Annotated in this window: 24 protein-coding genes and 1 pseudogene; 14 read left to right on the top strand and 11 right to left on the bottom strand. The window is 73.1% G+C overall.

Annotation, left to right across the window (positions count from 1 at the left end):
• Positions 1-74 precede the first annotated feature (74 nt).
• Complete coding sequence (locus tag L6E17_RS08775; protein ID WP_236240176.1) at positions 75-302, bottom strand: hypothetical protein; 228 nt, start codon at positions 300-302, stop codon at positions 75-77.
• Positions 303-1,148: 846 nt separating this feature from the next.
• Between L6E17_RS08775 and L6E17_RS08770 the strand changes: the two genes are divergently transcribed.
• Positions 1,149-2,399 carry a Tox-REase-5 domain-containing protein gene (locus tag L6E17_RS08770; RefSeq protein WP_308315848.1) on the top strand — a complete coding sequence of 417 codons (1,251 nt, stop codon included), beginning with the start codon at positions 1,149-1,151 and terminating at the stop codon, positions 2,397-2,399.
• 54 nt (positions 2,400-2,453) lie between these two features.
• Positions 2,454-3,179, top strand: coding sequence for a hypothetical protein (locus L6E17_RS08765; RefSeq protein ID WP_236240175.1), 726 nt, complete (start codon positions 2,454-2,456; stop codon positions 3,177-3,179).
• 16 nt (positions 3,180-3,195) lie between these two features.
• Here L6E17_RS08765 and L6E17_RS08760 read toward each other — a convergent pair whose 3' ends face one another.
• Entirely contained in the window at positions 3,196-3,372 is a 177-nt protein-coding gene (locus tag L6E17_RS08760; RefSeq protein ID WP_236240174.1) for a hypothetical protein, read from the bottom strand.
• Positions 3,373-3,620: 248 nt separating this feature from the next.
• Between L6E17_RS08760 and L6E17_RS08755 the strand changes: the two genes are divergently transcribed.
• Positions 3,621-4,151: a hypothetical protein gene (locus L6E17_RS08755; RefSeq protein ID WP_236240173.1), complete on the top strand. Its 531-nt coding sequence runs from the start codon at positions 3,621-3,623 to the stop codon at positions 4,149-4,151.
• A gap of 435 nt (positions 4,152-4,586) precedes the next feature.
• On the top strand, positions 4,587-5,117 hold the full coding sequence (locus L6E17_RS08750) for a hypothetical protein (protein ID WP_236240172.1): 531 nt from the start codon (positions 4,587-4,589) through the stop codon (positions 5,115-5,117).
• A gap of 19 nt (positions 5,118-5,136) precedes the next feature.
• On the opposite strand, the gene L6E17_RS08745 is transcribed toward L6E17_RS08750, so the two are convergent.
• Positions 5,137-5,505: a DUF192 domain-containing protein gene (locus tag L6E17_RS08745; RefSeq protein WP_236240171.1), complete on the bottom strand. Its 369-nt coding sequence runs from the start codon at positions 5,503-5,505 to the stop codon at positions 5,137-5,139.
• Positions 5,506-5,610: 105 nt separating this feature from the next.
• Between L6E17_RS08745 and L6E17_RS08740 the strand changes: the two genes are divergently transcribed.
• Complete coding sequence (locus tag L6E17_RS08740; RefSeq protein WP_268984893.1) at positions 5,611-6,414, top strand: A24 family peptidase; 804 nt, start codon at positions 5,611-5,613, stop codon at positions 6,412-6,414.
• A gap of 134 nt (positions 6,415-6,548) precedes the next feature.
• A complete protein-coding gene (locus L6E17_RS08735) occupies positions 6,549-6,911 on the top strand; it encodes a hypothetical protein (RefSeq protein WP_236240170.1) in 363 nt (120 codons plus the stop codon).
• Positions 6,912-7,047: 136 nt separating this feature from the next.
• Here L6E17_RS08735 and L6E17_RS08730 read toward each other — a convergent pair whose 3' ends face one another.
• Positions 7,048-7,542 carry a GNAT family N-acetyltransferase gene (locus L6E17_RS08730; RefSeq protein ID WP_236240169.1) on the bottom strand — a complete coding sequence of 165 codons (495 nt, stop codon included), beginning with the start codon at positions 7,540-7,542 and terminating at the stop codon, positions 7,048-7,050.
• Positions 7,543-7,854: 312 nt separating this feature from the next.
• Between L6E17_RS08730 and L6E17_RS08725 the strand changes: the two genes are divergently transcribed.
• The gene (locus L6E17_RS08725) at positions 7,855-9,117 is read left to right on the top strand and encodes a GDSL-type esterase/lipase family protein (RefSeq protein WP_236240168.1); all 1,263 of its coding nucleotides are present in this window, start codon (positions 7,855-7,857) and stop codon (positions 9,115-9,117) included.
• 275 nt (positions 9,118-9,392) lie between these two features.
• Here L6E17_RS08725 and mgrA read toward each other — a convergent pair whose 3' ends face one another.
• Positions 9,393-10,439, bottom strand: coding sequence for an L-glyceraldehyde 3-phosphate reductase (gene mgrA, locus L6E17_RS08720; RefSeq protein ID WP_236240167.1), 1,047 nt, complete (start codon positions 10,437-10,439; stop codon positions 9,393-9,395).
• A 151-nt stretch (positions 10,440-10,590) separates the two neighbouring features.
• On the opposite strand from mgrA, the gene L6E17_RS08715 reads away from it, so the two are divergent.
• The 5 genes from L6E17_RS08715 to L6E17_RS08695 all read left to right on the top strand — a co-directional run bounded on the left by L6E17_RS08715 (position 10,591) and on the right by L6E17_RS08695 (position 16,644).
• Positions 10,591-11,352 carry an isoprenyl transferase gene (locus L6E17_RS08715; protein WP_236240166.1) on the top strand — a complete coding sequence of 254 codons (762 nt, stop codon included), beginning with the start codon at positions 10,591-10,593 and terminating at the stop codon, positions 11,350-11,352.
• A gap of 635 nt (positions 11,353-11,987) precedes the next feature.
• Entirely contained in the window at positions 11,988-13,310 is a 1,323-nt protein-coding gene (locus L6E17_RS08710) for a PhoH family protein (RefSeq protein WP_236240165.1), read from the top strand.
• A 371-nt stretch (positions 13,311-13,681) separates the two neighbouring features.
• Positions 13,682-14,410: a transglycosylase SLT domain-containing protein gene (locus L6E17_RS08705; protein ID WP_236240164.1), complete on the top strand. Its 729-nt coding sequence runs from the start codon at positions 13,682-13,684 to the stop codon at positions 14,408-14,410.
• Positions 14,411-14,533: 123 nt separating this feature from the next.
• Positions 14,534-15,946, top strand: coding sequence for an AI-2E family transporter (locus L6E17_RS08700; protein ID WP_236240163.1), 1,413 nt, complete (start codon positions 14,534-14,536; stop codon positions 15,944-15,946).
• Positions 15,943-16,644, top strand: a complete 702-nt coding sequence (locus tag L6E17_RS08695) for a hypothetical protein (protein WP_236240162.1) — start codon at positions 15,943-15,945, stop codon at positions 16,642-16,644. The genes L6E17_RS08700 and L6E17_RS08695 overlap by 4 nt, the downstream gene beginning before the upstream one ends.
• A gap of 91 nt (positions 16,645-16,735) precedes the next feature.
• On the opposite strand, the gene L6E17_RS08690 is transcribed toward L6E17_RS08695, so the two are convergent.
• Positions 16,736-17,269 (bottom strand): alkyl hydroperoxide reductase, encoded by a 534-nt coding sequence (locus L6E17_RS08690; RefSeq protein ID WP_071263736.1) that lies wholly within the window; start codon positions 17,267-17,269, stop codon positions 16,736-16,738.
• Between the two features lie 46 nt (positions 17,270-17,315).
• The gene (locus tag L6E17_RS08685) at positions 17,316-17,870 is read right to left on the bottom strand and encodes a peroxiredoxin (protein ID WP_236240161.1); all 555 of its coding nucleotides are present in this window, start codon (positions 17,868-17,870) and stop codon (positions 17,316-17,318) included.
• Positions 17,871-18,010: 140 nt separating this feature from the next.
• On the opposite strand from L6E17_RS08685, the gene L6E17_RS08680 reads away from it, so the two are divergent.
• Complete coding sequence (locus tag L6E17_RS08680) at positions 18,011-18,970, top strand: hydrogen peroxide-inducible genes activator (RefSeq protein WP_236240411.1); 960 nt, start codon at positions 18,011-18,013, stop codon at positions 18,968-18,970.
• 201 nt (positions 18,971-19,171) lie between these two features.
• Here the strand turns inward: L6E17_RS08680 and L6E17_RS08675 are convergent, their stop codons facing one another.
• The 3 genes and pseudogenes from L6E17_RS08675 to L6E17_RS08665 form a co-directional block, all read right to left on the bottom strand.
• Positions 19,172-20,083, bottom strand: a complete 912-nt coding sequence (locus L6E17_RS08675) for an endonuclease/exonuclease/phosphatase family protein (RefSeq protein WP_236240160.1) — start codon at positions 20,081-20,083, stop codon at positions 19,172-19,174.
• 232 nt (positions 20,084-20,315) lie between these two features.
• Positions 20,316-20,576 (bottom strand): annotated as a pseudogene (locus L6E17_RS30900) (hypothetical protein); the annotation flags it as partial.
• A complete protein-coding gene (locus L6E17_RS08665) occupies positions 20,522-21,535 on the bottom strand; it encodes an SPFH domain-containing protein (RefSeq protein WP_236240159.1) in 1,014 nt (337 codons plus the stop codon). The gene L6E17_RS08665 and the pseudogene L6E17_RS30900, both read right to left, overlap by 55 nt.
• A 276-nt stretch (positions 21,536-21,811) precedes the next feature.
• Here L6E17_RS08665 and L6E17_RS08660 point away from each other — a divergent pair, with 276 nt between their 5' ends.
• Complete coding sequence (locus tag L6E17_RS08660) at positions 21,812-24,100, top strand: transglycosylase domain-containing protein (protein ID WP_236240158.1); 2,289 nt, start codon at positions 21,812-21,814, stop codon at positions 24,098-24,100.
• Between the two features lie 182 nt (positions 24,101-24,282).
• Here L6E17_RS08660 and L6E17_RS08655 read toward each other — a convergent pair whose 3' ends face one another.
• Positions 24,283-26,286 (bottom strand): SpoIIE family protein phosphatase, encoded by a 2,004-nt coding sequence (locus L6E17_RS08655; RefSeq protein WP_308315847.1) that lies wholly within the window; start codon positions 26,284-26,286, stop codon positions 24,283-24,285.
• Positions 26,287-26,908 lie beyond the last annotated feature (622 nt).

Genomic DNA, 26,908 nt, shown 5'->3' with positions numbered 1-26,908 from the left:
GTGGGGCTCTGGTTCGGGCTGGTCGCCACACAGGTGTGGCTGGTTCTCGGTGCCCTGGCGAACGTCGGTGACGGCTATATGCACGGCTTCACCGAGCTGTTCCTGCCGTTGCTGGTGCTGTGGTTCCTGACGCGGCCGGAGAGCCGGGAGTGGTTCCGGCTGCCGGAGCGGGAGCGCGAGGGGAAGCCGCCGTTCTCGCTGCCGCACATGCTCACCTGGCGGCGTGACCGGGGGCAGTCGACGCTGGAGTACGTCGGGCTGATCGTGCTGGTCGCGGCCATCATCGTGGGCTTGGTGGCCACGGGGGTGAGTCAGGACATCGCCGCGAAGCTGGGCCAGCAGGTGTGCCGGGTGGTGGGCGACGGCGACTGCGGTGATGGCGGTGGCGGCGACGGTGACGGCCGGAAGGTTGAGGCCGGGGGTGGGCAGGACTCCCAGAGCGGCGGTACGGACGGCTCGGCGGGCGCTTCGGGTGGCGCCGGGGACGGTTCGGGCGCGTCGGGCGGGGGCGACGCCGGAACTGCGGGGAGCGGCGCGGCTGCCGGAGGCTCCGGGACGACGGGTGACAGCGGGTCTGGTGCGTCTGGCGGCCCTGGCGGGGCCGGCGGCTCGGGTGGCTCTGGGGACTCGGGCGGCTCCGGTGGCGCCGGGGGCGCTGGGGGTTCCACTGGCTCCGGAGGCGCCGCCGCCCTGGTGGCTCCTCCGGCACCGCAGGCTCCGGCGGGTCGACCGGCCAGCCGCAGAGCGGCACCAACGGCGGCTCCGGCGGCACAGGCAGCACAGGCGGGCCGGGCGGCACAGGCTCCACCGGCGGCACCGGCTCCACCGACGGCACCGACGGGCCCGGCTCCACCGACGGCACCGACGGCACCGATGGCGCCCCGCAAGACACGTACCCCGAGACGAACCCCGAGCCCGAGGCCGCGTACGACGTCCCGATCTCCGTCACCGACGACGGCAACGGCAACGGCGACGGCGACAATGGCGACGGCAACGGCGGCGGCGACGAGGAGGACTGCAGCGGCTGGGGCTTCTTCGGCTGCGCCTGGGACCGGACGACCCAGGTCGCCAAGGGCCTCTTCGTCGACGGCGTCTGGGGCGACCTCACCGGCATCTTCGCCCTGTTCGACGGCGACACCTGGTCCGGCATGGCGGACTACGGCGGACAGCTCGGCAGGCAGTGGGCGGAGGACGCCAAGGGCGCGGGCGACAAGTGGTCCGACGGCGACTACCTCGGCGCGCTCGGCGACTGGACCAAGGCGTCCTTCAACACGGTCGTCACGGTCGGCGACGACGTCTTCGTCGGCGACGAGGTGCGCGAGCGCTGGAACAACGGCGAGAAGACCCGCGCCGTCACCAATGTCATCTGGAACGTCGGGTCGCTGTTCATCCCCGGCTACAACGTCGGCAAGGTCGTCAGCAAGTTCGGGAAGCTCGGCAAGCTGGGCAGAATCGCGGACGAGGTGGCCGAAGCCGCCGACCGGGCGGGCGAAGCGGCCGACCGGGCCCGCAAGGCCGCCGACGCGGGTGACGTCGAAGGGGCCCGCAAGGCGGCGAAGGAAGCCGACGAGGCGGCGGACGAGGCGGAGGACAAGGCCCGCCAGACCGGCTGCGTGATCGCCCTCGGCGGCCCGGGCTCCCGCCGGGCGGGCACCCTCAACGGCGTACCCGGCTCCGGCACCGGCGTCCTCGCCGCGGACGCGCCCGGCCGGGTGGTCCTGGCGGCCGGCGGCTGCGACGAGGAGGCGCAGGCCGAGGCGGCGGAGGCCCGCGAGCAGGCGCGGGCCGCGTACCTCGACAGGAAGCGCGCGGAGGAGCCGCAGCGGGCGAAGGACGCGGAGAAGAACCTGAAGCAGTGGCCCGAGCCCAAGCGCAACGACACGTCGGACCCGCGCAACTACCTGCCCCCGGACTGGGCCGCGCACCTGAAGGACCCCAAGCTGGGCGACGCCGACCAGGGCGACGGCTTCTGGGCGAGCCGCCCCCGCAACTCGCCGCCGAACTGGAAGAACGAGTCCTGGATCCGCTACCAGGAGCAGGTCACCGGCATGAAGCGGAACAAGGAGTACGTCGTCCCGCACCCCAAGGAGGGCGTGCCCGACGTGGAGTTCGACGGCTGGGACTCCGGCAGGCAGACCTTCATTGAGGCCAAGCACGGCTACAAGGAGCAGGTCAAGGCCGACGGGCAGCTGAACACGTCCACGAAGGACAAGTTCCTGGCGGAGGCCCAGCGGCAGATCGACGCGTCCGGCGGCCGGGCGATCGAGTGGCACTTCTCCGATCCTGACGTGGCCAGGGCCGCCCGCAGGGCGTTCCGGGAGCAGAACCTGCCGGTCAAGGTCGTCCACACGAAGCCGGAGAAGCCGGCGGGAGCGAGGAACCCGGACCGGTTCGACTAGCGTGGCCGGGAGCACGGCGGCCGAGGCGGCGACATGCGAGGCAGGAGGCACAGCATGAGGCGACTGGTACGGGGCTTCTGGGGCCCCCGGGAGGAGTCCACCGAGGCGCTGGCGGCCCGCTGGCTGCGGACGCTGGACGGGGTGGCCCGCCTGGTGCCGGAGGCAGGCCGCGGGGAGGCCGGCCCGTGGACCTGGCGCCAGTCCCGCGAGTCGGGCCCCGCCGGGCACCTGCGGGCGGACGCCTCAGCCCTCGCCGGCGCCCTGAGGGCGGCGGGGGCGGCCGACGACTGGTCCTCCAGCACGGGCTACGGGCTCTCGCTCGCGATCGGGGACGAGGACGGCGCGGGCTGGCAGGTCGACGTCCGCGGCAACGCCGGAGGCACGTCCGAGTTCCTGCTCCAGAGCCTCGTCCTCGCGGTGACGTCACCGGACGGCGCACACGTTCCCGAGGCGGCGCTGCTCTCGCTCGTCGCGGAGGCGTGGGCTCCCGACTTCGGCGACGTGACGGACGACGACCTCCTGGACGCCCTGGAGGACGACGGGGACTTCACCGTCGGCGACCCGTGCGTGGGCCGCCTCGGCTACCTGTCCCCGGCCCGCGCCGCGCTCGTCCCGGACAGCCTGGCCGCGGCACACGAGGAACTGCCCGGCGGAGGCGTCCTGCTGGACATCGCACCGCCCTCCAAGGACACCGACGCGGTGGTCGCGGCGTACGTACGGCTCCGCGAGACCGGAGCCCTCCGGCCCCTCCCCAGGCCCATGACCCGCAGCGCGCTGTAACGCACCGGCGGGGTGCTCAGCCGGTGGACCTGCCGTCCCCGGGGCGACCGGAGGGCGGCAGCGGGTCGGCTGCGAACGTGCCCCAGCCGACTCCGCCCCGCGTCCACCCCTGCTCGCGCAGCTCCCGCACGGCCTCCGCCGCCGTCGCGCTCACCACTCCGAACCCCTGGGCGATCCCCAGCGCGGCCGGCACACGGCCCCCCGGCGGGTAGGTGCCGTCCTGGAGGCCCCTCTGCCATGGTTTCCCGTCCTTGCCGAGCAGTACGCCCGGCGCGGAACGACGGCGGAGAAGGCGCTGGCCGCGCTGGCGTGCACCAGGAGGCCTCCCGAGAGCCGGAGCGCCCTTCTGCGACTCCGAGAGTGCCCGACGACTCCGAGAGTGCCCGACGCTGGACCGTGGAGCACGGGATCGGATCGACTGCCCATGAACAGGAGCATGCTGTGACGCGCCAGTACGACGAGTTCGACCGGGACCGGGCGGTCGCGGACATTGACGCGCTGCTTGAGCGGGCCGTGCCCGAGGCCGGGCCGACGGAGGCGGAGTGGGAGCCGCTCACCGGGGAGCGGGCCGGGGCCCGAGGGGAGGGCTTCGTGTTGGCCACGCTCTGGGAGAGCAGGTGGCTCGACGACGTCTCCGGTGAGGAGTGGAACGAGGAGGTGGAGGGCGGGGACCTCAAGGCCCTCGACCTTGCCGCCGAGCTGTCGCGGCGCTGGGGGGCGCCGCGGCGCGTCGCCATGCACCCGGCGATGTTCCGGCACCAGGCCGGTGAGCCGATTCCGCCCGTCTTCCGGGCGCTGTGCGATGTCGACAACTACGGGGACCTGACCGTGTGGGGGCCCGTGCCGGCCGGGCCGGGTGGGGCGGCGCGGTGGGTGGGGATCTCTGTCGGGCACGGTGACGACAAGGCGCCGCTGGTGTTGATGGCCGTCGTCACCGATCGGGAGATCGTCGAGTTGGAGGATCCGCTCTGAACGGTCCTGGGGATGGGGGCCTGCCGGGCCCGTTCACGGGGAATCCTTGCGCCGTCGCGGGCGCGGCGCCGTCTCTTCTGCGGCGCGTGCTCGCAGGGCTGTTCGCGGTGCCGTACGGCGGGGTCGACGTGGCCGACGCGGACGGGGACCCGTGGCGGTGGCGTCGGCAGCCTCGGCGCGTTCCCTGGTGACCCCTCCCGCTCTTCGCGATGGCACATGAAGAGGCGGCTTCCCTGGCGGGGTGGCCGCCTCTTTGTTGTGGGTTCATCATGGCTGGTTTCATGCGAACTGAGCAGCGCTTTGGTGTCGTCTACCCGTCGACGGAGGCGGTGGAGCCGGGTGAGCTTCCCGTGGATGGGTGCCTTGATGGTTCGCATCCGCATATGGGAAAGCGTCGGCCGGGTCCTCGCCTGGATGGACGAACAGGAGCATGCCGTGACCCACCAGCACGACACCTTCAACCGTGGACGGGCCGTCGTGGACCTCGACGCGTTGCTCGCCGAGCCCCTGCGCGGCGGCGGTCCCACGGAGCTGGAGTACGACCCGTACACCGGGGAGTGGGTGAGAACCAGAGGCGAGGGCTTCGTGCTGGCCCCGCTCTGGGAGAGCAGGTCCCTCTACGGCGTCTCCTACGAGGAGTGGCACGACGTGGTCGACGGCGGCGACCTGAACGCCATGAGCCTTGTCGCCGCGCTCACCCGGCGCTGGGGCGCGCCCCGCACCGTCGTCATGCGGCCGGTGATGTTCCAGCCCCTGCCCTGCGAGCCGATGCCGCCCGTACTCGAAGCGCTGAGCGATGTCGACAACTACGGGGACCTGACCGTGTGGGGCCCCGTGCCGGCCGGGCCCGGTGGGGCGGCGCGGTGGGTGGGGGTCTCCGTCAAGCACTGCGACGAGAAGGCGCCGCTCGTGCTGATGGCCGTCGTCGCCGACCGGGAGATCGTCGAGTGGGAGACCCCGCTGTGAAGGGTTCGTGGGGCCCGCCTCAGGGGTGAACGGACAGCCGCGTACCCGGCCGTATGCCCCACCGCTCCATCGCGCCAGCCTCCGCCTCCAGCACCGACCGGGCGCGCAGGCGGGGCAGGCCGAGGCGGCCGGGCCTCATCGTGCGGACCGCCAGGACGTTCAGGTCCCGGTCCAGGTACGCCACGTCGATGGTGAAGCGCATCCGGAACGTGTGCACGCTCGCGCACGGCGTGATCAGCAGCGCCCCCTCCAGGCCGGCACGGCCCAGCAGGCCGCGGGCGCGCCGCGCGTAGCTCGCGGCGATCTCCAGCGGGATCCCGGCCGCCTCGGGCGCGGTCAGGGATCCCGTGCCGTTCCGCCACTTCGGGCGGCGCCGTGTCGTCGTCATGGCCCGCACTCTAGGGGTTCGGGCCCTGCGGGGCGTTCCACTGGATGTTGCGCCGGGCGTTCCGCCGGGCGCCCCGTTTGGGCGTTCCGTTGGGCCCACGGGCCCATGACCCCTGGGCCCTGGTCTTCTAAGGTCGTCCGGGTGTACGCCGTCCTGATCGCCGCCGCCCTGTGGGGAGCCGCCACCGGACTCCTCGTCCGGCGCGCCGCCTACCGGCTCTCCGTCGAGCCCGAGGAGCCCTGGCGCCGGGCCTGCGAGTCCGGCCACGCCTTCGCGGCCGGGCTGCGCGGCTGGCTGGGCCCGGTCCACTGCGCGACCTGTACGGCGACGGCCGCGCCCGCCGGACCGGCGCCGCGCCGCGCCTGGGCGGTGCCGGTCGTCACCGCGTCGGGCTGCGCCGCGCTCGCCTGGGCGACGGGGCCGCGCCCCGAGTTGGCGGTGTGGCTGTCGGCCGCCCCGCTGCTGGTGCTGCTCGCGACCGTCGACGTGCGGGTGCACCGGCTCCCCGACCACCTGACCCTTCCGCTCGCCGCCGCGGTGCCCGTGCTGCTCGGCGGCGTGGCGCTGCTGCCGGGGCACGCCGGGTCCTGGAAGACGGCGCTGCTCGGCGGGCTGGTGCTGGGCGGCGCGTACCTCGTGCTGTTCCTGGTCAACCCGAACGGCCTGGGCTTCGGCGACGTGAAGCTCGCGCTGCCGCTGGGCGTCGCGCTCGGCTGGTACGGGTGGGACGTGCTGTTCGTCGGCGCCTTCGCCGGGTTCCTGCTGGGCGCCATGTACGGCCTCGGGCTGATCGCCCTGCGCCGCGCCGGCCGCAAGACCGCCATCCCCTTCGGTCCCTTCATGATCGCCGGCGCGGCGACCGGCCTGCTGCTCGGCGCGCTGGCGGCCTCCGGCGGCTCAACGGTCTGACGCGGTGGGGTCGTTGACATCCCGTATGCGGCGTACGATCCTTTTGCGAGCTACATGACCAATTGTGGAGAACGAGGGGGAAATCTATGAAATTCGTGCGTGTCGCGCTGGCTGGCGTCGTAGCGGCATCCGGGATGGTTGCGTTCGGTGCCGGCCCTGCGCAGGCGGCCACCTACTGCACCGCGTGGAAGCAGGTGGAGAACTTCCAGCAGCGAAGCTGCGTCATCACGCACAACTCCACGACGATCAAGCACCGGCACCAGGTCCGCAACCTGATCGACCGGACGCAGAAGACCCAGGTGACGTCGTTCCGCTACATCAACGGCAACGTCAGCATCTGCAAGAGCGCGAAGGTGGAGACGTTCTCCGCGCTCCAGACCAAGACCTGGACCTGTGACAGCCGGCGTATCAAGGGCGCGAAGTACAAGACGAACGCCTACATCACCAAGCAGGCCGGCGGCAACGTCGGCGTGGAATCGCGGACGATCACGGGCTGATCTGCTGCGTCGTCCCGCTCACTGCCCGCGCCGGATGCCCTCCGGCGCGGGCAGTCGCCTTGGCGTGGTTGCCGACGCACCGCGCGGGCCGGGGGCCGGGCGGTGGGGGCATGAGGGCGGCGGACCGGCGCCCACGTCACGCGCGCACGCCGCCCGCGAGGTCGCGGCGCCACCGCAGCGCCGGCCGGTCGTCGATCCACGTCTCCGCCACCGGCGTGAACCCGTTGCGTTCCAGAACCCGCATCGACGCCGCGTTGTCGCGGGTCGTCAGGGCCCGCAGTGACGCCAGGCCGTACGACGCCGACGCCAGGCCGCACGCTTCGCGTACCGCCGCCGTCGCCACGCCCCGGCCCGCCCCCCGTTCGCCCACCCGGTAGCCCAGCTCGGCGGAGCCGTCCGCCACGTCCACCAGGTTCAGGCGGCCCAGCAGCACGCCGTCCTCCACGACGAGGTGGAAGTGGCACACGCCGGCTTCCTGCTCCGCCAGCAGCGCGCGGTGCCGGGACGCGAACTCCGCGAAGTACGCGTCGCCGCGGTCCGGGATCGACCGGGCGAAGTACGCGCGGTTCTCCTGCTCGAAGGCCAGCACGGCCGGGGCGTGTTCGGCGCGCAGGCGCTCCAGTCTCAGCACACCGCCGAGCGTACGGCCGTGTCGGCGCGGCAGCTTGGGAAAAAGGTCCCTGCGGGCCCCCGAGGCCCCCCGCGGACCCGGCCGGCCCGGAGCGCGCACCGCCGTACGCGACCGGATTTCGCTGCTCGGCGTTGCGGAAAACGGATTGGTCACGTGACCGAAAAGAGATCAGCAGCTACCTAGCGGTAACAACGCGGCGCATGCCAGATTCCCGGTTGCCACCGGCCGGCGGCTTTCCCCTCACCCATGTGCCACACGTCCACGGGCAGCTCCGCACCTGTCTCGAACCCCTGCCCCTGGTATGGCCGAACGATGGAGTTCGCCGTGTCCGGATTCCGCACCGCCCGCCCGACCAGCACCGCCCACCCGGCCCCCACCCCCCACCCGGCCCGGAGCGCCCGGAGCGCCCGCACCGCCCGCACCGCCCGCAGGGCCCGTACCGCGCTGATGTCGGCGCTCACCGCCGGGCTCCTCGGCCTCACCCTCGTCGGCGCGCCGCCCGCCGCGGCCGAGGCGGGCAGCGGGCCCACCGCCATCGTCTCCATGGGGGACAGCTACATCTCCGGAGAGGCCGGCCGGTGGCGCGGCAACAGCCTCACCGACACCGGCAGCCGCGACGGCACCGACCGCGCCTGGACCGGCAGCACGTACGACCCCACCCGGGTCTACGGCGAGACGGCCCTCAACGGCTGCCACCGCTCCGACTCCGCCGAGGTGCGGAGCGCCGCCGGCACGGGAGCCCAGGCCCTCGTCAACCTCGCCTGCTCCGGCGCCACCACCGGAAACGTCTTCCGCGCCGCGAGCGGCGGCACCTCCTACAAGGGCGAGGCACCGCAGGCCGACCAGCTCGCCGCCGTCGCCGCCACGTACGACGTCAAGGCCATCGCCCTCTCCATCGGCGGCAACGACCTGGGCTTCGCCTCCATCATCGGGAAGTGCGCCACCGACTACATCGTCTGGTACTCGTACTGCCACGACGACCAGCAGGTCCTCGTGGACCGGCGCATCGACGCGGTCATGGCGGATGTCGGCAAGGCCGTGGACGAGATCCGGGCCGTGATGGGCGCCGCGGGCTACCGGACGGGCGACTACCGGATCGTGCTCCAGTCGTACCCCTCGCCCATCCCCCGCGGCCGCGAGAACCGGTACAGCGAGAGCGGCTGGTCCCGGGTGCACACCGGCGGCTGCCCCTTCTGGGACAAGGACGCCGACTGGGCCCGCGACTCCCTGGTCCCGCAGATCGCCGACCGGCTGCGCGGTGTCGCCACCGCCAAGGGCGTCCAGTTCCTCGACCTGCGCGACATGCTGCAGGGCCGCGAGGTGTGCGCCACCGCCAGCCGGCTCGTGACCGCGGCGCAGCCGCCGTCCGCCACCGCCAGCGAATGGGCCCGGTGGATCGACAGCGACGGCACGCAGGGCCCCGTGCAGCAGTCCATGCACCCCAACTACTACGGGCAGCTCGGTCAGGGGCGCTGCCTGGAACTGGCCTACGCCGCCGCGCCCACCGCCCACCACACCTGCCGCAACACGCCCGGGGACGGAACCTCCGGGATGTACCTCACCGCGCTCCCCTGAGCCGTCGGCGGGCCTGTCCGCCGCCCCGGAAGGGCGTCAACCGGGCGCCGCGCGCGTCGGGTCCCTCCTGGGGAGGACACCCCGCAGGCGCCGGACCCCCGCACCTGCCGTGTCCGCAGCGCAGTCGTGCGCTTTCGGAGCGTAGTGGTGGCATGTCGTGGCGCCCAGCACCACTTACGAAGGGTTATGGTGGAAACCCCCCCTCGGGCCGGTCCGTATCCCCCCCACGGACCGGCCCGTTTTTTGCGGGCCGGTTCCGGCGCCCGCCGCAGCGGTCAGTTCCGGGCGGCCCAGATGTTGACGCCCGCCGTGTCGACGGCGAAGGTGTCGATCTCCTCCAGCTCCGCGTCGGTCAGCGGCGGACCGCCGAGCGCCGCCACGTTCTGCTCCAGCTGCCGCACGCTGGACGCGCCGATCAGCGCGGAGGTCATCCGCTCGTCGCGCAGCACCCACGTCAGCGCCAGCTGCGCGAGGGACTGGCCGCGCCGCTCCGCGATGCCGTTCAGCCCGTGCAGCCGCCGCAGCACCTCCTCGGACAGCAGGTTCGGGTCCAGGGACTTGCCCTGCGCGGCACGCGACCCCTCGGGGACGCCCTTCAGGTACCGGTCCGTGAGCATCCCCTGCGCCAGCGGCGCGAAGGAGATGCAGCCCATGCCCTCCGCCTCCAGGGTGTCCAGCAGGGAGTCCTCCTCCGTCCAGCGGTTGATCATGGAGTAGGACGGCTGGTGGATCAGGGCCGGCACGCCCATCTCGCGCAGCAGGCGGGCCGCCTCCGCGGTCTGCTCGCTGCTGTACGACGACACGCCGACGTAGAGCGCCTTCCCCTGCTGCACGGCGGACGCCAGGGCGCCCATCGTCTCCTCCAGCGGGGTGTGCGGGTCGAAGCGGTGGGAGTAGAAGATGTCGACGTAGTCCAGGCCCATCCGCGTCAGCGAGGCGTCCAGCGACGACAGCAGGTACTTGCGGGAACCCCACTCGCCGTACGGGCCGGGGTGCATCAGGTAGCCCGCCTTGGTGGAGACGATCATCTCGTCGCGGTAAGGGCGGAAGTCCTGGGCGAAGATCTTGCCGAAGTTCAGCTCGGCGGACCCGGGGGGCGGACCGTAGTTGTTCGCCAGGTCGAAATGGGTGACGCCCAAGTCGAACGCGCGGCGCAGGATCGCGCGCTGCGAGGCGAGCGTGCGGTCGTCGCCGAAGTTGTGCCAGAGGCCCAGCGAGATCGCCGGCAGCTTGAGGCCGCTGCGGCCGGTGCGGCGGTACTCCATGGAGTCGTACCGGCCCGGCGCGGCACTGTAATGGGGGGAGAACGGGGATTCAGCCATGCCTTTCTCCCTATCACGGACTTGTGACATACCGGGTTGGGTCGCCGCCTGCCGGGCGCAGTAATGTGGCCGTCTCCGGGGGACGGCCGGCTGGTGCGGGCCCTACATGGCAGTCAGGCCCCTTCAGGCCCCCAATCGAGAGGTGAGATCGGTGAACTTGCGCGACCTGGTGTACAGGCTCTACGCACGCCGCGTGGAAGGCCGCCTCGACCACACCCAGGTGCCCAAGCACATCGGCGTCATCCTCGACGGCAACCGGCGCTGGGCCAAGGCGTCCGGCGGCACCCCGGAGCAGGGCCACAAGGCGGGCGCCAGCAAGATCATGGAGCTGCTCGGCTGGTGCACCGAGACGGACGTCGAGGTCGTCACGCTCTGGATGCTGTCCACGGACAACCTGAACCGCCCCGAGGAGCAGTTGAAGCCGCTGCTCGGCATCATCGAGGGAGCGGTGCGGGACATCGCGGCGGACGGCCGCTGGCGCGTCCACCACGTGGGCACCCCGGACTGCCTGCCGGCGCACACCCAGGCCGTGCTGAAGGAGGCGGAGGAGTCCACCCGCCACCTCGACGGGATACTGGTCAACGTCGCCGTCGGCTACGGCGGCCGCCAGGAGATCGCGGACGCGGTCCGGTCGCTCCTGCTGGAGCACGCCGAGAAGGGCACGAGCTTCGAGGAGCTCGCGGAGGTCGTCGACACCGACCTGATCGCGGAGCACCTGTACACCAGGGGCCAGCCCGACCCCGACCTGGTGATCCGCACGAGCGGCGAGCAGCGGCTCTCCGGCTTCATGCTGTGGCAGAGCGCCCATTCGGAGTACTACTTCTGCGAGGTCCACTGGCCCGCGTTCCGGAAGGTCGACTTCCTGCGGGCCCTGCGCGACTACGCGGCCCGCCACCGCCGCTACGGCACCTGACGGCCCCTGCCGCCCGCTCCTCCGGCGGCAGGCACGCCCTGCGGCGCGGACGGCCCCGCGCGGCCCCGTAACGGGCTGCGGTGCGGGACGGCCCCGCGAGGCCCTGTAGCGGGCCGACCGTGCGCATCCCCCCACGCAACCCCCTCGGGCTCGACCGCGGCTCCCGCCTGGGCACGCGTCTCGGCTCCCGCCTCGGCTCCCGCCTCGGGCCCGGCCTCGGACTCGACCGCGGATCCCCCGGCCGAAGGCCCCACCTCGCCCCCGGGCCTGGCCGCACATCCCGCCTCGTGCCGACCGCGGATCCCCTCGGGCCCGGCCGCAGGCTCCACCCCGCTCCCCGGGACCGGCCGCAGGTCCCCCCTCGCCCCCGGCCCCGGCCGCACATCCCGCCTCGGACCCGACCGCGGATCCCGCCGCGCGGGCCGGTCGCCCAGCTGAACATGTGTCATATGCCATGGGGCGGACCGCATGGTCAGCGGCGATCAGGGGCATACCCCTGACAAGTAGTGAGCGGTACGGAACCCGCTCGCCCGGGAGGTCCCTTGCGCGCCAGGACGACGAGCCAACGGCCTGCTCCCGGTCCATCCCCCCGCGACGCCGTCGCAGTCCTCTACTAAGAGGGGGTCTGTCCTTCCGTGGTGAACAGCACTAAGCGCCGCCTGAACGACCGGCGCACCTACGTTCTCGACACCAGCGTCCTGCTGGCCGACCCCAACGCCATGACGCGCTTCGAGGAGCACGAGGTCGTGCTCCCCATCGTCGTGGTGACGGAACTGGAAGCGAAGAGGCACCACCCGGAGCTCGGCTACTTCGCCCGGCAGGCGCTGCGCCTGCTGGACGACCTGCGCGTCCGGTACGGCCGCCTCGACGCCCCGATCACGGTGGGGGACCTGGGCGGCACCCTCCGGGTGGAGCTCAACCACTCGGACCCCGGCATCCTCCCGGCCGGCTACCGCCTCGGCGACAACGACTCGCGGATCCTGGCGGTCGCGCGCAATCTCCAGGCCGAGGGGTACGACGTCACCGTCGTCTCCAAGGACCTGCCGCTGCGCATCAAGGCGTCCTCCGTGGGGCTCCTCGCCGAGGAGTACCGCGCCGAGCTCGCCATCACCGACTCCGGCTGGACCGGGATGTGCGACGTGTCCGTGTCGGGCGAGGACATCGACCGGCTGTACGCGGACGAGACGCTGGACGTGCCGGAGGCCGCGGGGATGCCCGTGCACACCGGGCTGGTGCTGCAGTCCGAGCGGGGCAAGGCCCTCGGCCGCGTCACCGCCGACGGGACCGTGCGGCTGGTGCGCGGCGACCGCGAGGCGTTCGGCATCCGGGGGCGCAGCGCCGAGCAGCGCATCGCGCTCGACCTGCTGCTCGACCCGGACGTCGGCATCGTCTCTCTGGGCGGCCGGGCCGGCACGGGCAAGTCCGCGCTCGCGCTGTGCGCGGGCCTCGAAGCCGTGCTGGAGCGCCGCCAGCACCAGAAGGTCATGGTGTTCCGGCCGCTGTACGCGGTGGGCGGCCAGGAGCTCGGCTACCTGCCGGGCACCGAGGCCGAGAAGATGAACCCGTGGGCGCAGGCGGTGTTCGACACGCTGTCCGCGGTGACGTCCCGCGAGGTCATCGAGGAGGTGCTCAGCCGGAACATGCTGGAGGTGCTGCCGCTGACGCACATCCGGGGCCGGTCCCTGCACGACGCGTTCGTCATCGTCGATGAGGCCCAGTCGCTCGAACGCAACGTCCTGCTGACTGTTCTGTCCCGGATCGGGGCCAATTCCCGGGTGGTTCTCACGCATGACGTGGCGCAACGGGACAATCTGCGCGTCGGCCGCTACGACGGAGTCGTCGCCGTCGTCGAGAAGCTGAAGGGGCATCCGCTGTTCGCGCACGTCACGCTGACCCGCTCCGAGCGGTCGCAGATCGCCGCCCTGGTGACCGAAATGCTGGAGGACGGGGTGGTTTGACGCTATCCAAGGCATAAGCCTGGAAGCTCACTTGGTGCCGCCCGGCAAAGCGCGAGAGCTTAGCCGGGCGGCGCGCTGTGCGGGAGTCGATCGGCCAAAACTCCTGTGACGAAAGAGGTGTGAGCTTTCCCACGCAACGAAGAATTGCCTTGCGTCATCGTCTTCCGGCAGAGTCTTGCTTCCGTCAGGCCCCGCATACGGCACTGCTGTACCCGGTACAACTCCACAGACGCCCGCCGTATGCCGCCCGAGCACCACGCGGCACTCCTCGCAGGGGAGTTGCCCACCGGGCCCGTGTCCCTTGTGACCCAGTGAATGGGGGGACCAGCGCCAGGGGCACGATCGCGCCCGCGAGGTCACCTGTGCGGGCGATGCTGGAAGGAAACCGTGTGAGCCGGATCTCGGTCCGGGGATTCGCGGTGGCGTCGGCCACCGCGGTCACCACAGTCGGCGCCGTCGTCGGTGTCGCCGCGGGCAACCCCGCCCCGTCGAACGACAACTTCGAGGCGACCGCCGCGGACGCGACGCTCCTGGCGGACATCCCCGCCGGTCAGCAGGCCCAGGTGCAGGTCGCCTCGCTCCAGCAGCAGGCCGAGGCCCAGGCCATCGCCGCCCATACGGACGCCCAGAAGCAGGCCGAGGAAGCCGCCCGCCTCCAGGCCGCGGAGGACGCCAAGGCGAAGAAGGCCGCGGCCGACAAGGCCGAGGAGGAGCGCAAGGAGAAGGAGCAGCGGGAGCGCGAGGAGAAGGAGCGCGCCAGCCGCTCCGCCGCGCGCGACGCGTCCAGCTTCGCCGCCCAGTCCTCGTACACGGTGGCCGAGGTGCAGGCCATGGCCCGCCAGATGATCCCCGGCGACCAGTTCCAGTGCTTCAGCAACATCGTGCAGCGCGAGTCCACCTGGAACTACCGCGCGGTCAACCCGTCCTCCGGCGCCTACGGCCTGGTGCAGGCCCTCCCGGGCTCGAAGATGGCTTCCGCGGGCGCCGACTGGCAGACGAACCCGGCCACCCAGATCAAGTGGGGCCTGAACTACATGAACGACCGCTACGGCAGCCCCTGCGGCGCCTGGTCCTTCTGGCAGGCCAACCACTGGTACTGAGCGCCGCTCAACTTCGCGGAGCCCCCCACCGTCCTACGGTGGGGGGCTCCGCGCGTGTAACGTCGGGTGGTCGGAACTCCGGACCGGAACTCCGGAAGGAGTGGCAGGGGGAAAGAGAGAGGCATGTCGAGACTGCCAGGGTGGCTCGACCGGCTGGGCGCCGGTCTGAGCGGCGCCGCCCAGCGGCTGGCCGAGCGCCGCGCCCGCGCGGAGGCCGACGCGGAGGCGGAGGTCGAGGCCGAGGCCCGCGCCGACGCCGACGCGGAGGCGCACAACGTGCCGGGCGGGACCGCCGCATCACAGCCGCCCGCGCGGCCCGGTGGACCGGAGCGTTCCGGAGGGGACGACCCCGAGGGCGCCGGGAAGGGCGCCCTGCCGCAGCACGTGCCGGCCCCGCCCGCGTACGCCCCCGCCGTCGCCGCCCGGCCGGAACCCGCCGACGCGGTCCCGTGGGGCATGCGCGTCGCCGCCGAGGCCGGCTGGCGGCTGCTGGTCCTGGCCGGCACGCTGTGGGTGCTGATGCAGGTCATCAGGACGGTGCAGCTCGTCGTCCTCGCCTTCGTCGCCGCCCTGCTGATCACCGCGCTGCTCCAGCCCCCGGTGGCCCGTCTGAAGGCGCTCGGACTGCCGCGCGGGCTCGCCACCGCCGTCACCGCCGTCCTCGGCTTCGTCATCATGGGGCTGGTCGGCTGGTTCGTGGTGTGGCAGGTCATGGACAACCTCGACAACCTGTCCGCGCGGGTGCGCGACGGCATCGAGGAACTGAAGACCTGGCTGCTCAACAGCCCCTTCCACGTGACCGAGAGCCAGATCAACGACATCGCGAAGAACCTCCAGGACGCCATCGGCACCAACACCGAGCAGATCACCTCCGCCGGACTCCAGGGCGTGACGGTGATGGTCGAGGTGCTGACCGGGATCCTCCTCGCGATGTTCTCCACCCTCTTCCTCCTCTACGACGGCAGGAAGGTGTGGGAGTGGTCGCTGAAGCTGGTCCCGGCCCAGGCGCGCCCGGGTGTCGCCGGCGCGGGCCCGCGGGCCTGGCGCACCCTCACCGCGTACGTACGGGGCACGGTGATCGTGGCGCTCATCGACGCGGTGTTCATCGGCCTCGGCCTCTACTTCCTCGACGTGCCGATGGCCGTCCCCCTCGCCGTCTTCATCTTCCTCTTCGCCTTCATCCCGCTCGTCGGAGCGGTCATCTCCGGCGCGCTCGCCGTCGTGGTGGCGCTGGTGACGAACGGGGTGTTCACCTCCCTCATGGTGCTGGTGGTGGTGCTCGCCGTGCAGCAGATCGAAGGGCACGTGCTGCAGCCGTTCATCCTCGGCCGCGCGGTGCGCGTGCACCCGCTGGCCGTCGTGCTGACCGTCGCGGCGGGCGGACTCGTGGCGGGCATCGGCGGCGCGGTGGTCGCCGTGCCGCTGGTGGCGGTCACCAACACGGTGGTGGGCTACCTGCGCGCGTACAGCGAGGAGCAGACAGCGCTGCGCGCCCTCGTCCCGGCACGACCGGACCTCAGGAAGGAGTCCCCGTGATATCCGAACCGGAACTGGTCGACGAGGACGGCAGACCCCCGGGCCAGGGCGGCGACCTCGTCGACAGCGACGCCCCGCCCGCGGCGCGGCCCGGGGCGCCGCGCGGCCGCCGCCCCTGGCTGTGGGCGCTGGGCGGCGCGGTCGCCGCCTCGGCCCTGTGGGCCGGCGGCCTCTACGCCTACCAGAGCCGCGGGGTCGACCTGGGCGGGTACCGGACGGTGGACGACCTGTGCGAGGCCGCCGGACTGAAGGCGCTGGAGACGGCCCTGGGGCCGAGGTCCGACGACACACCGGGACCCGACCGCCACCACGAGGCGGTCGACCAGGTGATGTGCGAGGTGCAGCTCGGCGGCGACCCGGGCCTCTACTCGGTGCAGGTGGAATACCGACTGCACAAGGCCGCCGACCCGGGCGTCGAGTTCGACGCGTACGGGATCGGCTCGTGGTGGGGCAGCGGAATGGACGGGGAACCGGTCGCCGGCCTCGGGGAGCGGGCCCTGTTCGCCTCCCCGCCCGGCGGGGCCGTGCTGCGCGTCCTCGACGGGCAGGCGACCCTGCGGATCTGGATCTCGCCCACCTTCTGGAACGACGCGGGCGAGGCCCCGGACGACGTCGACACCACGGCCATGGAGGGGATCAAGGAGTTCATGGTCGAGGACGCGAAGGCGCTGATGGCACGTCTCCGGGGCGTCGGGTAGAACCACCCGGACGTGTGAAGGGCCCCGCCGGCGCAGGTGGCCGGCGGGGCCCTTCACAGGGTGCGCGCGGTGCACACCGTGCGCGCGGGGCTTACGGGGCGAGGACGGCCTCGGCGTCCAGCGTCGCGCCGACCGCCTGGATCACCGCGGCGATCTTGAACGCCTCCTGGACCGTCTCGCGGTCCACGCCGGCCTTCCGCAGCACCTGCTCGTGCGAGTCGAGGCACTGGCCGCAGCCGTTGATCGCGGACACCGCGAGCGACCACAGCTCGAAGTCGACCTTCTCGACGCCCGGGTTGCCGATGACGTTCATCCGCAGGCCGGCGCGCATGGTGCCGTACTCCGGGTCGGACAGCAGGTGGCGCGTCCGGTAGAAGACGTTGTTCATCGCCATGACCGCGGCGGCGGCCTTGGCGGCGTCGTACGCCTCCGGCTTGAGGTTCTCCCGGGCCTCGGGCTCCAGCTCCGCGAGCACCTTCGCCGAGCGCGAGGCGATCGCGCAGGCCAGGACGGTGCCCCACAGCTGCTGCTGCGGCAGGTCGCTGTTGCCGATGACGGAACCGAGGTTGAGCCTCAGGTCCTTCGCGTAGTCCGGTATGGCCGACTTCAGGGCGTCCAGGGACATCTCAGATCACTCGTCTCTCGGTGCTCGGTGCTCTCGAACGGCTCGGTCACTCGCCGGACAGCAGCTTGACCGGGTCCAGGGTCTCATCGCCCTTGCTCCAGTTGCACGGGCACAGCTCGTCGGTCTGCAGGGCGTCCAGGACCCGCAGGACCTCCTTCGGGTTACGGCCGACGGAGCCGGCGGTCACCATGGCGAACTGGATCTCGTTGTTCGGGTCGACGATGAAGACGGCGCGCTGGGCGTAGCCGTCCTCGCCCTCGACACCGCAGTCGCGCATCAGCTCGTGCTTGGCGTCGGCCAGCATCGGGAAGGGCAGGTCGCGCAGGTCGGCGTGGTCCTTGCGCCAGGCGTGGTGCACGAACTCGGAGTCGCCGGAGACGCCGAGGAGCTGGGCGTCGCGGTCCGCGAACTCGTCGTTCAGCTTGCCGAACGCGGCGATCTCGGTCGGGCAGACGAAGGTGAAGTCCTTCGGCCAGAAGAAGACCACGCGCCACTTGCCCTCGTAGGACTTGTGGTCGATCTGCGCGAACTCCTTGCCGCTCTCCAGCGACACGCAGGCGGTCAGGTCGTACGTGGGGAACTGGTCACCGACAGTGAGCACACGCTCTCCTAGTGCTGAGGATGTCCCTTGTGGGGGCATCCGCGGGGGGTTGGACGCTGGCCAATATGGCACGGCGTGCATTGATCAGTGAAATAGCTAGACTGGGGCGTGTTGATCGAAGGTGGTTATCAGTGGTGGCGATGCCGAAAAGCCCGCACAAGGGAAAACAGCCGAGCCTGGCCCAGCTCAGGGCGTTCGCGGCAGTGGCCGAGCACCTGCACTTCCGGGACGCGGCCGCGGCGCTGGGGATGAGCCAGCCGGCACTGTCGGGCGCGGTTTCGGCACTCGAAGAGGCACTCGGTGTCCAGCTCCTTGAGCGTACGACGCGGAAGGTGCTGCTGTCGCCGGCGGGGGAGCGGCTGGCCGTGCGCGCCAAGGCCGTGCTGGACGCGGTCGGCGAGCTCATGGAGGAGGCCGAGGCAGCCCGGGCGCCCTTCACGGGCGTGCTGCGGCTCGGCGTCATCCCGACCGTCGCGCCCTACCTGCTGCCGACCGTGCTGCGGCTCGTGCACGACCGCTATCCGGAGCTGGACCTCCAGGTCCACGAGGAGCAGACGCACTCGCTGCTGGAGGGCCTCGCCGGAGGGCGGCTCGACCTCCTGCTGCTGGCCGTTCCCCTGGGCGTGCCGGGCCTCACCGAACTGCCGCTCTTCGACGAGGACTTCGTCCTGGTCACCCCCGACGACCATCCGCTCGGCGGGCGCACCGGCATCCCGCGCGACGTGCTGCGCGAGCTGGACCTGCTGCTGCTCGACGAGGGCCACTGCCTGCGCGACCAGGCCCTGGACGTGTGCCGCGAGGCGGGCCGCACCGACGGGGCCGCGGTCACCACGACCGCGGCGGGGCTGGCGACCCTGGTCCAGCTCGTGGCGGGCGGCATGGGAGTGACCCTGCTCCCGCGCACCGCCGTCACGGTCGAGACGGGCCGCAACCCGCGGCTCGCCACGGGGTACTTCGCCCATCCGGCGCCGTCGCGGCGCATCGCGCTGGCCATGCGGACGGGCGCGGCCCGCGCGGCGGAGTTCGCCGAACTGGCCCACGCCCTGCGGGGCGCCCTGGCGGGCCTGCCGGTGGAGGTCGTCCGGGACGGGAGGGCATAGGGCCGCGGGGCCGCACGGCTCCCCGGTGCGCAGCGCGGCGGGGCCCGGGTTGCGGAAGCGGGGGCCGGCCTGCGGGGCCGGCGGCGAGGTCCGGCCGTGGGCGGCCAGCGGCCGCTGCGCAGCGCGGCGGGACCAGGGCGGTGGGGTGGTGAGGCGGCCGGGCACCGGGTGGGGCGGTGCGGCGTGGTGCCGGGCAGGCCGTCAGAAGGTCACGGAGGCGGCGACCGGCAGGTGGTCGGAGCCCGTGGCCGGGAGGGTCCAGACCCGGGTCACCTCGGCCCGCCGGGCCAGTACGTGGTCGATGCGGGCCAGCGGGAGCGACGCCGGCCAGCTGAACGCCAGGCCCGAAGCGGGGGCGTCCAGCCGGGTGGTGAGCGGCGCCAGGCCCCGGTCGTCGACCGTGCCGTTCAGGTCGCCGAGCAGCACGACCCGGTCCAGGCGCTCGGCCGCGAGCACCGCTCCGAGCAGGGCGGCGCTCTCGTCGCGGCGGGCCGATCCGAAGCCGCTCTTGGGCGTCAGCCGCAGGGACGGCAGGTGCACCACGTAGACGGCGACCTCGCCGTGCGGGGTGGCGGCCGTGGCCCGCATCCCGCGCTGCCAGTCCCGGCCGATCCCGTGCGGCCGGATGTCCAGCGCCCGTACGTCGGTCAGCGGGTACGCCGACCACAGGCCGACCGTGCCGAGCACCGCCGAGTGGGGGTAGCGCTCCGCGAAGGCGGCGTCATAGGCGGGCCGCGTGGCGGGGACGACCTCCTGCAGCGCCACGATCCCGGCGTCCGCGGCCAGCAAGGTGCGGGCGGTGCCCGCCGGGTCGGGGTTGTCGTCCGCGGCGTTGTGCTGCACCACCGTCAGGGCCGCCGGGTCCTGCGGCGCGCTGCCGGGCAGCGGGAGCAGGTGGCCGAAGTGCGCGAGCCAGGCGACCGCCGGCAGGAGCGCGGCCAGCAGCGCGGTCGCGGAACGGCGCAGCAGGCCCACCGCCAGCAGCAGGGGCACGGCGAGGGCCAGCCAGGGCAGGAACGTCTCCAGCAGGCTGCCCGGCCGCCCCGGCAGGTCGGGGACCGTCGCGTGGAAGACGAGGAGCCACGCCGCCAGCGCGGCCGCCACCGCGGCCACCCGTCCCCGTGTCCACGCCGAGCGCCCCCGCGCGTCCGGTCCCCAGCCGCGGCCGCCCCTCGTACTCCCGTTCACATCCTCCACCACGCGCACCCCGGCCCCATGGTTCCCGCCGGCCCGTCCACCCGGCGCGTGGCGGCCGGTCGGGGACCCCGGCCCGCCCCGTACGGGAGGGTGCCCTGCACAAGCGGGCGAGCGGGCATCCGCTAGCCGTCCTCCGGGCGCTGCTGCTCGGCGGGAGGCTGCTTCGGGGGCCGCCCCGCCGGGGCAGCGGCGCCGGCGCGGACGGCAGGCGGCCCGCGTCCGCGAGCGCGCGCCGCAGCAGGAACTCGATCTGCGAGTTCGCGCTGCGCAGTTCGTCCGCGGCCCAGCGCGCCAGCGCCTCGTACACCGCCGGGTCGAGGCGCAGGAGGACCTGCTTCCGCTCGCGGCGGGCGGTCACTGGTAGAGGCTGCCCGTGTTGAGGACCGGCTGCGCGGAGCGGTCGCCGCACAGCACCACCATCAAGTTGGAGACCATCGCTGCCTTCCGCTCCGGGTCCAGGTCGACAATGTCGCGCTCGGTGATCCGGTCGAGCGCCGCCTCGACCATACCGACCGCACCCTCCACGATCTTCTGGCGCGCGGCCACCATCGCGGCGGCCTGCTGGCGCTGCAGCATGGCGGAGGCGATCTCCGGAGCGTACGCGAGGTGCGTGAACCGGGACTCGACGATGCGGACGCCCGCCGCCTGCACCCGCGTGTACAGCTCCTCCGCCAGCTTCTCCGTGATCTCCTCGGCGTTGCCGCGCAGGGACAGCCCGTCCTCGTCGTGCGCGTCGTACGGGTACTCGATCGCGATGCGCCGGACCGCGGCCTCCGTCTGCGTGGAGACGAAGCGCTCGTAGTCGTCCACCTCGAACAGCGCCTGCGCGGTGTCCTCCACCCGCCAGACCACGACCGCCGCCAGCTCGATCGGGTTGCCGTAGGCGTCGTTGACCTTCAGGACGGCGGTCTCGTGGTTGCGGACCCGGGTGGAGATCGCCGTCCGCGTGGAGAACGGGTTCACCCACCGCAGGCCGTCGCTGCGCACCGTCCCCCGGTAGCGGCCGAAGAGCTGGACGACCCGCGCCTCGCCGGGCGCCACCATGTTGAGCCCGGTCATGGCCAGGAGTGCGGCCAGCGCGGTGAGGACGCCCAGGACCACCAGCGTCCCGCGGATGCCGGGGGCGGTGCCGTCGGCGACGGCGCCTGCGGCGACCAGGGAGCCGCCGGCGAGGACGCCGAGCAGCCCGGCGAGCAGGGCGGGGCCGCCGCCCGCGCTGTAGGCGGTGAACTCCCGTACCTCCGGCGCGGCCGCCGGGACGGGCGCGGACCCGGACCCCGGTGCCGGGGCGGCCGCGGACGGTGCGGAGAGGGACGCGGGCGGTGTGGACGGTGTGGACGGTGCCGTGGACGGTGTGGACGCGGACATGGAGGGCCCCCCGGTTCTGCAGTGGTCTGCCGGTGCACTGGTCTGATTGCTTGGTCTTAGCAAAGTGATAGCACTTTATCGTGCGCGGCAACCTTCCGCAGCCCCCGTGAGTCGGTTCCTTGTGGGACGGGTGCTCATTGTCACGTTCCGATAAGGCCGGATCCATTGGTCTATGTCGCCTGTGACGGGTTAGCTTGCTGAGCCGATCCGGCGGTGTGAGACCGAACGAAGACGTCAGCAGAGAGCCGAAGAGACGAAGAGCGGAGCAACGGAGCCATGGGCCGAGCGGATGCGCGACGGTCCCGGCAGCGCGGGTCGCGCCGGGAAGGCACGGAAGGCGGCCGCATACGCCGCCTGTTCACCTGGCGGAAGCTGCTGGGCACCTTCCTCGTGGGCGCCCTGCTCGCCATGGGCGGCCTCTACCTCGTGTACCTGATGGTGCCCGTCCCCGCGGCGAACGCGACGGCCACCCTCCAGAGCAACGTCTACCGCTACGCCGACGGCACGCTGCTGGCCCGCAAGGGCGAGTACAACCGCTCCATCATCGGGCTGGACAAGATCCCCGACCCGGTCGAGAAGGCGTTCGTCGCCGCCGAGAACAAGACCTTCTACACGGACGCGGGCGTCGACGTCATGGGCACCGGCCGCGCCGTCTTCAACACGGTCACCGGCAACGGCCGCCAAGGCGGCTCCACCATCACCCAGCAGTACGTCAAGAACTACTACCTCGACCAGAGCCAGACCGTCACCCGCAAGCTCAAGGAACTGGTCATCGCCCTCAAGGTGGACCAGCGCAGCAGCAAGGACGAGATCCTCGCCGGCTACCTCAACACCAGCTACTTCGGCCGCGGCGCCTACGGCATCCAGGCCGCAGCGCAGGCCTACTACGGCGTCGACGCGAGCGAACTGACCATCCCGCAGGGCGCCTACCTCGCCTCGCTGCTCCAGGCCCCCAACCAGTACGACTGGTCCACGGCGACCCCCACCGGCCGCAAGCTCGTGCGGGAGCGCTGGGACTACGTCCTGGACAACATGGTCGAGAAGCAGTGGCTCGACGCGGCCGAGCGCGCCGGGCTGACCTTCCCCGAACCGCAGAAGCCCAAGGCCGCGCCCGGCATGGAGGGCCAGACCGGGTACCTCGTGGAAGCCGCCAACCAGGAGCTGATGCGGGCGGGCGTCTCCGAGGAGGACATCAACGCCGGCGGGTGGACGATCACCCTCACCGTCGACAAGAAGCGGCAGGACGAGCTCGTCGAGGCCGTCGAGGACCAGCTGGAGAGCAAGCTCGACCGCAAGGGCGACGAGGTGGACGCCACCGTCCAGGCCGGTGCCACCTCCGTGGACCCGAAGACCGGCCACGTCGTCGCCCTGTACGGCGGCGTCGGCGCCACCGAGCACTGGCTGTCCAACGCGACCCGCCGCGACTACCAGCCCGCCTCCACCTTCAAGCCCCTCGTGTTCGCCTCCGCCCTGGAGAACGGCTCGGAGACCCAGGACGGGCGCCGCATCGGCGTCAACACCGTCTACGACGGGACCAGCAGGCGCCCCGTGGAGGGCAGCGACACCCCGTTCAACCCGCAGAACGAGGACGACCGCAGCTGGGGCCCCGTGACCGTCCAGCAGGCCATGAACAAGTCGATCAACTCCGCCTTCGCGCAGATGATCGTGGACGTCGGCCCCGCCAAGGTGAAGGAGACCGCCCTCGCCCTCGGCATGAAGGACGGCGACGGGTTCGTGGAGCGGCCCGCCATGTCGCTGGGCACCATGGGCGCCTCCACGTGGGACATGGCCGGGGTGTACGCCACGCTCGACAACCACGGCAAGAAGGTCACGCCGACGATCGTGAAGTCCGTCGAGCACAAGGACCGCACGGTGGAGCTGCCCGACCCGGTGGGCCCGCAGGCCATCAGCCGCAAGAGCGCCGACACCGTCACCTCGGTGCTGACCGGCGTCGTCGACGCGGGCTCGGGTCAAGCCGCGAACACCTCCGCGTACGACGCCGCCGGCAAGACCGGCACCTCGGAGAACAACAAGGCCGCCTGGTTCGTCGGCTACACCCCCGAACTCGTCACCGCCGTGGCGCTGTTCGGCGAGGACGCCGAGAAGGGCCGGCAGGTGACGCTGACGGGCACGGCGAACTCCGGCCGCGCCAACGGCGGCGGCTTCCCCGCCCGGATCTGGGCCGACTACACCCGCGACGCCCTCGGCGGCGGCTCCGACGCCGAGTTCGACCTCGACCTCATCGAGAGCCCGCGGCGGGACCCGCTGCCCGACGGGGACGCCTCGCCGAGCTCCTCGCCGAGCGTGTCCACGTCGCCGTCCGAAAGCGAGGACACCGGGCCGTCCCGCGAGCCGTCCGAGCCGTCGTCGTCCTCGCCGGCCTTCAGCCGCCCGCCGAACCCGCCGAAGCCGCCGACGAGCCCCAGCGTGCCCCCGCCGGTCGACACCCCGACCAGCTCCCCGAACCCCACGGGCTCCCCGGGCGACGGCGGCGACACCGGTACGGACCCGGGCACGATCACCGGCCAGGGCGACACCCGCCCGTTCCAGCCGCCCGGCTCGTAACGGCCACCGGACAGACGCGCAGCGGCCGGCTCCCCACGATCACCTGGGGAGCCGGCCGCTGCGTACGCCCTCGCAGTCACCCCTCGGCGCCGTACGGGGCCGCCGGAGGCGAAACCCGGACCGCGCGGAGCACGGCTGCGGGAAGCCCCCGGCCGTACGGCGTCATGCGGGCGGCAGCGGCCTCACGCCGGGGTCGGCAGCTCGAACCACACCACCTTGCCCGTCGACAGCCGCGTGGCGCCCCACCGGCGGGCCAGCCGGTTCACCAGGAACAGACCGCGCCCGCCCTCGTCGGTGTCCCGCGCCCGGCGCTGCCGGGGCAGCTGCGGCGAGTCGTCACCGACCTCGCAGCGCAGCACGTCCGTCCGCAGCAGCCGCAGCGTGACCGGCCGCGTCGCGTACCGCACCGCGTTCGTCACGACCTCGCTGACCAGCAGCTCCACCGAGTCCGTCAGGTCCTCCAGACCCCATCGCGTCAGCGCCTTGCGGGCCAGCCGCCGGGCCCGGCCCGGGGCGGCGTCCTCCGGCTCCAGGAACCAGTACGCCACATCGCTCGGCGCGATGCCGTCGAACCGCGCCGCCAGCAGCGCGATGTCGTCGTCCCGGTCGCCCGGGCCCAGCATGTCCAGCACGTCGTCGCACAGCGCCTCCAGCGGGGGCGAGTGGTCGGGTCCGGTCAGCTGGGCGGTCGCCGCCAGCCGCTCCCGCAGCAGCTCTATCCCGGCCCACACGTCCCGCAGCCGCGACTCGACGAGCCCGTCGGTGTAGAGGAGCAGGGTCGCCCCGGCGGGCGCGTCCAGCTCCACCGCCTCGAAGTCCACACCGCCGACCCCGATCGGCGCGCCCGGCGGCACGCGCAGGACCTCCGCACGGCCGCCCAGGTGCAGCAGGACCGGCGGCGGGTGGCCCGCGTTGGCGATCGTGATGCGGTGCGCGACCGGGTCGTACACCGCGTACAGGCAGGTCGCCATGCGGTTCTCGCCCAGCCGCTGCGCCTGCTCGTCCAGGTGGTGCAGCACCTCCTGCGGCGGCAGGTCGAGCCCCGCGAGGGTCTGCGCGGTCGTCCGCAGCTGCCCCATGATGGCCGCCGACGTCATGGAGTGGCCCATGACATCGCCCACGACGAGGGCGACCCTGCTGCCGGGCAGCGGGATCGCGTCGTACCAGTCGCCCCCCACGCGGGCCGTCTCGGCGGCCGGGAGGTAGCGGGACGCCAGCTTCACACCGGTCGGCTGCGGCAGGTTCTCCGGCAGCATGGTCCGCTGGAGCTCGTCCGCGATGTACGCCTCCCGCCCGTACAGCACGGCCTTGTCGATGCCGAGCGCCGTGTGCGTCGCCAACTGCGCCGCCACCAGCAGGTCGTTCTGCTCGAACGGCGGAGTGTCGGAACCCCGCAGGAACACCGCCGCGCCGATCACGCGGCGCCGCCCGCGCAGCGGTGCCAGGACGGCCCGGTGCCCGGACGGTACGGTCCTGCCCTCGCCGAGCAGTTCGGGCAGCGCGGCACGGGCGCCCGCGGAGTCGCCGAACACCGGCCGCACCCCGCGCAGCACCTCGGCGAGGGGGCCGCCCGGCTGCACCTCGCACAGCTCGGCGGCCGGGCTCGGCTCGCCGGCGTCGGGCGCCACGACCGGCCCGGACGTGAGCAGGCCCAGGTCCGAGGCGGAGTCCTCTTCTGTTAACCGCAGCCTGTCCGTGCGGCGCAGCCGCAGCACGAACGGGTCGACGGGCCGCTCGTCGCCCACGGGCAGCGGGTCGCGCAGGTAGACGAGGATCGCGTCGGAGAAGGTCGGGACGGTGGCCCGGCACAGCCCGAGGACGATCTCGTCCAGGTCGAGGCCGCGGGCGATCCGCCGGGTGGCGGCCCCCACGAACCGCAGCCGGTCGCCCTCGCGCCGCGCCGTCCCCACCGGCTCGTGCCGCGCCGCCGGTACGGCCCCGGTGCCCTCGGCCCCGTTCGATGCGGCGCCCGGCGCGGGAGGCGGGGAGCGGCGGCGGCTCCGGGCGGGGTCGTCCCACCGCCCGGGGCCGTTGTGCCCTCCGCCGGTCCGCTCGCGGCCGTGGTGCCGGCCCCGGCACCGGGGGCGGGACCACTGCCCGTGGTGCCGTGCGCGTCCTGCCCGCCGCCCGCGGCGACCAGCGGGCCGGTCGCGGGGCCGCCGACGGGCCCGTCCGGTGCCGGGCACCCGACGCCGGCCTGCGGCGCGGCCGCGTCCGCGTGGCCGGAGGCACCTTCGGGGCTGGTGCTGGTGCTGGTGGTGTCGGTGCTGGTGTCGGTTCCCGTGATGCTCGTGTGCCGGCGCGGGGCAGGCGGCCCCGGCTGACCCGTCAGTCCCGTCTGCCCCGTCAGTCCTGGTTGGCCCGTCAGTCCGGCCTGCCCCGTCAGTCCCGGCTGGCCCGGCTGCCCGGCCTGCGTCGCCGCGCGCGCGTCTGCGGAGCGGCCGGGACCACCCGTGCCGGTCCGCGCACCGTGCCTGCCCCCGCGCCGGGACCCGCGCCCGGCCTGCGCGGCGGCACGGGCGGCGGCGGCCTGGCGGCCCTCGGTGCCGCGCTGGTTCTGAGACGGCAGCGCGGGCGAGCCCTCGTCCTGGCTCTGGGCCGCGGGCAGCGCCGGCGGTGCCTGGGCGGCGGGGGCCTCGGCCGTGTCGTGGGCCTCCCGCCGCGGCCGGGTGCGTTCCTGCGGCCGGGCAGCGAGCGGCTGCCGGCCTTCGTGGGAGGTGGGCTGCTCCGTCACGCGTGGGATTCCGTCCGTCCGGGCCGGTGGGGCGATGCGATCGCTCTGTCAGGCGCTATACCCGCTGCGGGGGC

The organism is Streptomyces sp. CC228A (assembly GCF_021390935.1).
GTDB lineage: Bacteria > Actinomycetota > Actinomycetes > Streptomycetales > Streptomycetaceae > Streptomyces.
The sequence above is the reverse complement of the archived record's forward strand: the minus strand, read 5'-3'. Positions and strand labels throughout refer to the sequence as shown.

Excerpts from the sequence above, each read along its gene's own strand:
- L6E17_RS08770 (WP_308315848.1), top strand. The coding sequence starts at position 1,149 with ATGGCGGACTACGGCGGACAGCTCGGCAGGCAGTGGGCGGAGGACGCC.
- L6E17_RS08765 (WP_236240175.1), top strand. The coding sequence starts at position 2,454 with ATGAGGCGACTGGTACGGGGCTTCTGGGGCCCCCGGGAGGAGTCCACC.
- L6E17_RS08745 (WP_236240171.1), bottom strand. The coding sequence starts at position 5,505 with ATGACGACGACACGGCGCCGCCCGAAGTGGCGGAACGGCACGGGATCC.
- L6E17_RS08740 (WP_268984893.1), top strand. The coding sequence starts at position 5,611 with ATGACCCCTGGGCCCTGGTCTTCTAAGGTCGTCCGGGTGTACGCCGTC.
- L6E17_RS08735 (WP_236240170.1), top strand. The coding sequence starts at position 6,549 with ATGGTTGCGTTCGGTGCCGGCCCTGCGCAGGCGGCCACCTACTGCACC.
- L6E17_RS08725 (WP_236240168.1), top strand. The coding sequence starts at position 7,855 with ATGGAGTTCGCCGTGTCCGGATTCCGCACCGCCCGCCCGACCAGCACC.
- mgrA (WP_236240167.1), bottom strand. The coding sequence starts at position 10,439 with ATGGCTGAATCCCCGTTCTCCCCCCATTACAGTGCCGCGCCGGGCCGG.
- L6E17_RS08705 (WP_236240164.1), top strand. The coding sequence starts at position 13,682 with ATGCTGGAAGGAAACCGTGTGAGCCGGATCTCGGTCCGGGGATTCGCG.
- L6E17_RS08700 (WP_236240163.1), top strand. The coding sequence starts at position 14,534 with ATGTCGAGACTGCCAGGGTGGCTCGACCGGCTGGGCGCCGGTCTGAGC.
- L6E17_RS08690 (WP_071263736.1), bottom strand. The coding sequence starts at position 17,269 with ATGTCCCTGGACGCCCTGAAGTCGGCCATACCGGACTACGCGAAGGAC.
- L6E17_RS08680 (WP_236240411.1), top strand. The coding sequence starts at position 18,011 with ATGCCGAAAAGCCCGCACAAGGGAAAACAGCCGAGCCTGGCCCAGCTC.
- L6E17_RS08665 (WP_236240159.1), bottom strand. The coding sequence starts at position 21,535 with ATGTCCGCGTCCACACCGTCCACGGCACCGTCCACACCGTCCACACCG.
- L6E17_RS08660 (WP_236240158.1), top strand. The coding sequence starts at position 21,812 with ATGGGCCGAGCGGATGCGCGACGGTCCCGGCAGCGCGGGTCGCGCCGG.